This window comes from Streptomyces sp. AV19 (genome assembly GCF_015999245.1).
GTDB lineage: Bacteria > Actinomycetota > Actinomycetes > Streptomycetales > Streptomycetaceae > Streptomyces.
The window spans coordinates 1-1534 of the sequence record NZ_JAEAMR010000066.1 but is presented as its reverse complement, the minus strand read 5'-3'; the positions used below and the strand labels follow the sequence as shown (position 1 = coordinate 1534).

1 protein-coding gene and 1 pseudogene are annotated in these 1534 nt (G+C 64.8%); one reads left to right on the top strand and one right to left on the bottom strand.

The window, feature by feature from the left end; all coding sequences use genetic code 11:
• Positions 1 to 123 (bottom strand): annotated as a pseudogene (locus I5Q34_RS35375) (IS5/IS1182 family transposase); the annotation flags it as partial.
• Positions 124 to 1126: 1003 nt separating this feature from the next.
• Between I5Q34_RS35375 and I5Q34_RS33200 the strand changes: the two are divergent.
• Positions 1127 to 1435, top strand: a complete 309-nt coding sequence (locus tag I5Q34_RS33200) for a hypothetical protein (protein WP_199896219.1) — start codon at positions 1127 to 1129, stop codon at positions 1433 to 1435.
• The last annotated feature ends 99 nt before the right edge of the window (positions 1436 to 1534 follow it).

Below are 1534 nucleotides of genomic sequence, written 5' to 3'. Positions count from 1 at the left end.
CACTTCACGATCCCCGTGCCGTCGTCGGCCACCGCCCTGCGGCCGCACCGGCACCTCCGGCACCACCCGCTGGAACAACTCCCACAACTCGTCCGGCACCAGCCGCTCAATGATCCCTACCATGATCCAACAGCTTACAGCCAAATGAGATGGCTTCTTATTCAGCGGGCACTGCACAGATCTGTCGGTCCCACGGTCAGCAGAAAAGGGTGGAAACAGAAAGGGCCCCGTGACCGGGGGGCGGTCACGGGGCCGAGCTGTCCGGGCAGACAGCTCTGCAGCGAGAGGGTGGGGGACCCGTCCGCTGCGGTTCGTGAAATTCTGTGCTGCGGTGACCAGCTACGGGAAAGCCGGTCACCGCAGACGGCCCGGACGCCTGCCGTTGTCCTCAGCGCACCAGACCCCTGACCTGCGTGCTGGGTGACGACCGGGCCGTCGTACGTCGCCCCTGTGAGGCAGGACAGGGGCGACGTACGCGCGGTGCAGCCCGATAAGTTTCGGCAAGGTCCTTAGCGATGATTCGGACCTTGCCGCCCGCTGGGGGATCGGGTTGCGTCTTCGACACTACGCACCCGGACCGATTGATCTTGTCGTCCGTCGGTGGACCTCGGGTCGCCCGATGGTGGACATCTGGAATGCGCACAATGCCGAGCTGTCCGGGGCTTCCCATGTCATCGATAGACAGTTGGGTGTATGCCGACGGGTGACAACGCCGGCCGACGTGGGCTCGTAATGTCAGACGCACAGTCAGATTCCGTGAAAGGGGACGGGCTTCGGCTGGCTGAGGTGTCCCGATCGGCTACGTCGACCGGGGCACCGTTATGACGGCCGGAACCTCCGGTCACGGATGTCGTCGAATGACTCGTTCAAGTCCCCTGCAAGCAAAACAAGAGGGCCGGTCCGAGCGAGTCAATGTTGGCGGGAGCGCCGTACTCATGTGTTGGCGCAGCTCCCGCCCCCTGGGGAGCGTGCCGCGCGGATGTGGGAATACGAGTACAGCTTTTGGTCCGACGCACCGGTCAAGTGCGTCTGGAGTCTGTATGCCGACAGTGACGCCTGGCCGTTGTGGGACACGGCTCTTGAATGTCTCCGTCTCGACGGGCGGCTCCTCGAAGGGGCGAGGGGCGTGCTGGTCCCCAAGTCGAAGGATCCGGTGGACATCCTCGTCCTCGGCTGTGTGGAGCATGAGGAGTTCTGCTACGAGACGCGTGTGGACGACGTTTCCATACGTGTGATCCACCGGCTGAGCGAGGTGCGGCCAGGATCCGATTGCCTGCCGCGCGGCGGTACCAAGATCACGCACCGCTGTGAGATCACCGGAGCCTCGGCGGACCGCTGGGGACCCGCCATCGGCCCGGACTTCGTCTCGGGGATCCCGGCAGCCGTCAACCGCCTGGCGGAGCTGGCAGGTCAGCGGAGCGGAACCCCGGAATGAGCAATGAAGGAAGCGAACTCGTCGTGGATACCCGTGCACTTGAAGCCAACCTCTTGAAGGAGGAGCGCCGGTTCGCACCGCCTGCCGCCCTGGCCGAGC